Source organism: Caproicibacter fermentans (assembly GCF_009746625.1).
In the GTDB taxonomy this organism is placed as follows: Bacteria; Bacillota; Clostridia; order Oscillospirales; family Acutalibacteraceae; genus Caproicibacter; species Caproicibacter fermentans.
On sequence record NZ_VWXL01000043.1, the window covers coordinates 1 to 3,306 of the forward strand.

At 40.6% G+C, this 3,306-nt stretch carries 5 protein-coding genes; all 5 read left to right on the forward strand.

What is annotated here, in order from left to right; genetic code table 11:
- The first annotated feature begins 132 nt into the window (after positions 1–132).
- Entirely contained in the window at positions 133–1,284 is a 1,152-nt protein-coding gene (locus CAFE_RS06285; RefSeq protein WP_156990130.1) for a M56 family metallopeptidase, read from the forward strand.
- Positions 1,281–1,538, forward strand: a complete 258-nt coding sequence (locus tag CAFE_RS06290) for a hypothetical protein (RefSeq protein WP_128743085.1) — start codon at positions 1,281–1,283, stop codon at positions 1,536–1,538. Before CAFE_RS06285 ends, CAFE_RS06290 begins: the two co-directional genes overlap by 4 nt.
- A gap of 440 nt (positions 1,539–1,978) precedes the next feature.
- The gene (locus CAFE_RS06295) at positions 1,979–2,404 is read left to right on the forward strand and encodes an RNA polymerase sigma factor (protein WP_128743084.1); all 426 of its coding nucleotides are present in this window, start codon (positions 1,979–1,981) and stop codon (positions 2,402–2,404) included.
- A gap of 90 nt (positions 2,405–2,494) precedes the next feature.
- Positions 2,495–2,926, forward strand: a complete 432-nt coding sequence (locus CAFE_RS06300) for an RNA polymerase sigma factor (RefSeq protein ID WP_128743083.1) — start codon at positions 2,495–2,497, stop codon at positions 2,924–2,926.
- A gap of 8 nt (positions 2,927–2,934) precedes the next feature.
- Complete coding sequence (locus CAFE_RS06305; RefSeq protein WP_205703167.1) at positions 2,935–3,168, forward strand: DUF3847 domain-containing protein; 234 nt, start codon at positions 2,935–2,937, stop codon at positions 3,166–3,168.
- The last annotated feature ends 138 nt before the right edge of the window (positions 3,169–3,306 follow it).

Consider the following 3,306-nt stretch of genomic DNA (forward strand, 5'->3'; position numbering starts at 1 on the left):
AATTCCTCATCTAGTAGCAACCCTGCTTAAACTGGAAAATACGGAAAATGAATCAAACGTTATCGATGAACTTGAAAAAATGTTAAATGACAGAAAAAAAGAAATTGAGAATGAAAAATCGGGTGATACAAGGTGATATCAATATGGAGCATATTTGTTACAATTATAATTAGCAATTTGCTAGTTGTATTATTTTGCTTTCTGTCAAAGAAAACATCATATATTAAGATGCTTGGGATTCCAGTACTTCTCACGCTGTTGTTAATGATAATTGTGAGGATATTAATACCCATGGAATTTCCATATACAAAGGTGTTTTTTTCAACTAATCTTCTGCCAAAGATTGATACTTTTTTACGAACTCCTTTGTCTACAGTTTTGATGTTAAAGAACATTAGTCTGTTTTCTCTAATAGGTGTCGTTTGGCTAACCGGTATAGTAATCAGCATGATAAGATTATTGAGCAATCAATATCATCTCAAAAGATCATTCAAATTTTGTCCTGTAAAAACAGATATAGATCAAGACATTTTTCTAAAAGTAGCCTCTGAATATAAATTGCCAAAGCGATTAAAAATTATTGAAACATCCGCTGTATCAATACCAATGATTTTTGGATTTGTTTCTCCGACAATTGTATTTCCAATATCAAATTTTACTAGTGAAGAACAGTATTTTGTTCTCAGGCATGAGTTAGAGCATTATCATAATAGGGATATTTGGGTTAAAACTTTGATCGAGTTAATCTGCGCTATTTATTGGTGGAATCCATTCGTTTATGCGTTACGAAAAAGATCTGATTGCATTCTTGAAATAAATGTTGATTTCTCTATAAGTAAAACATGGGAAGAAACTAAGAGACTGCGATACTTACAATTCCTCTTGAATACCTACAAAAAGTCCAGGCTATCTACACAAAAAATAATACATGGCACATTGGGTGTTATAGATAGCAATAATCAGCCAGAGATCGTACAACGTTTTGAGTTATTGTTTCCGCGTGAAAGACCAAGATATTCGAATATCAGAATCTTTATAGCGAGTATAATGTCAGCCGTCATATTAATATTTTCTTTTTCCTGCGTTATACAGCCGCAATATTCATTGCCAAGTGATCGCGAGCCCGATTTGGTTGCGTTAACACCGGATACGGCATATTTGGTTAAAATGCCTGATGGACAATATGATGTTTATTTACATAACGCCGGATATTTAACTACTATAAAAGGACTCGAAGAGCCATATAAGAATTTGCCAATAAAAGAAAGAGAGGAAAGAAAATGAAAGCCATTAAGAAAACCTTAACAAAAGTTATAGCCTTAGCTTTGCTATTTCAAACCTTATTGAGCGGAGCCTTGTGTACCACTGCGGAAGCTTCAACAGTATCTGCCAAAGGGATATCCTCTGCTGCTGACCAAATAATGACAACACAAGCAACACAATATGTTTGGTTCGTTAAAAAAATCAATGGAGCGTATTACAAAAGACAATTTAACCGCACTACAGGGCGATGGGTTGGAGAATGGACACCAGCATAACCCACTCGACCTATCATAAAAATGACCCGCCAAATAAAAAAAACGTAAATTTGGTGGGTCTATTCCTATGCTTGAATAAACGCTTTTTCCCTTCCCTCCAGACTTACGAGTTTGGAGGGCTTTTCTATGTGTGTTCAATGTTCCATGAACAACAGGCGACCGCTGATAGTCAGCGGTCGGGCGTGATGAAGCGGACATCTATCTGTTATGCGTCGCTCTAATAAGTAATCTGTCAAAAAAAGCCTGTGCGGTTCTAAGGATAACCCTGCCTATCAACAGGAATCAATCAATCATATTAAAGAGGACTTCACATTTCCTCTCCCTTTCAAAGCTCATCTGGATTCTGTCCAAGTGAGCTTTTTTGCACTCGTTTTTCCGCATTGTCGCTCGCCTCCCAATCCTTTCTGAAATTTCAAATCTTTCAGAAAGGACAGAAAATCATGGAGGTATCTATCAAAATCAGCGGACAAGCCGTGCCCGTTGAAGTTACCGTTGAGATCTGTGAATATCTTGACCAAGCCGAGCATAAGGTCGAAAATCTTGCCCATGAACAGCGCCGTCATTGGGACAGGCGGGAATTCGATGAATACATAGTCGCACGTGAGGGATGCTGTTATTCCGAAACGCCGGAGCAGTGGCTCTGCCGAAAAGAAACCTTGCAGGAAATCATGTCAGTGTTGGAAAGCTGCACAAAGATTCAGCGACAGCGGTTTCTTCTCTTTGCGATGCATGGACTAAGCTATTCAGCGATTGGAAAACTCTGCAATTGTTCCAAATCTGCCGTTCAGGACAGCATTGAAGCAGTACGCAATAAATGCAGGAATTTTTTTGCGTACCCACCGTACGGAAAGGAATTTTCAGGCTAATCAAGTGAAGGGCATTTGCCCTATCACATGAGTAAACGGGACAGGCAGGTTTAATCTGTCTGTCCCGTTCGCTGTCTGGAGGTTAGCCGTATGCCTACAATCAATCTGCGCAAGTATTACCCGCTCCTTACAGAAGATCATTTTATTGAAGTTAGCGACGAGGTTGCTGAAGCCATTCTTTTAGCTACTCGTCAGGAAAACAATTACCGTCAAAGAACATATCGACACAAAGCCTACTATTCTCTGGATCGCGGCGACGGCATTGAAAACAGCATTCTTCACACGGAGCCGTCGCCCGAAGAAATCCTTATGCAAAAAGTTTCAATGCAACAGCTTTATGAAGCTCTTGACCACCTGCCGCCCATTCAGGCGCGGCGCGTGTACGCTCATTACATACTTGGCATGAAGAAAGTGGATATTGCCCGCGCCGAAGGCGTAAACAGCAGCGGCGTATGCGATTCCGTGAGAAAAGGCGTGAAAAATCTCAGGCACTATTTTGAAAAAAAGAAATGGATGGAGTGATTGATACTATGCCATCGTCACAGGAGCCGGAAGCTGTGCGGGAGAAAATCCGCCAGCTTGAAAACCGGCAGAAAATTTTGCTGAACCGGAAGACCGATTCGAAGCGCAAAGAACGAACTCACCGCCTCATTGAGCGTGGAGCAATTCTGGAAAGCATCTTTCCCGAAATCGTCCCCATGACAGGCGAACAGGTCAAAGCGTTTCTTCAAGGAAAACGAGATTCCCACAAAGGCAGCGGATAGTTCCCTTGGGACAGTCCAGCTAATTACATGTCAAGCCTTTTCGGGAGAAAATTTCTCAGTTTGGCATCTAAAAAAGGGTATAGAAAACAAGGCTTCATCATGAAGCCTTAAAAACATAGTGGAGTGGCTACGCTACAG

Bases quoted from the DNA above. Each gene is read 5' to 3' on its own strand.
- CAFE_RS06290 (WP_128743085.1), top strand. From the start codon at position 1,281: ATGAAAGCCATTAAGAAAACCTTAACAAAAGTTATAGCCTTAGCTTTG.
- CAFE_RS06295 (WP_128743084.1), top strand. From the start codon at position 1,979: ATGGAGGTATCTATCAAAATCAGCGGACAAGCCGTGCCCGTTGAAGTT.
- CAFE_RS06300 (WP_128743083.1), top strand. From the start codon at position 2,495: ATGCCTACAATCAATCTGCGCAAGTATTACCCGCTCCTTACAGAAGAT.
- CAFE_RS06305 (WP_205703167.1), top strand. From the start codon at position 2,935: ATGCCATCGTCACAGGAGCCGGAAGCTGTGCGGGAGAAAATCCGCCAG.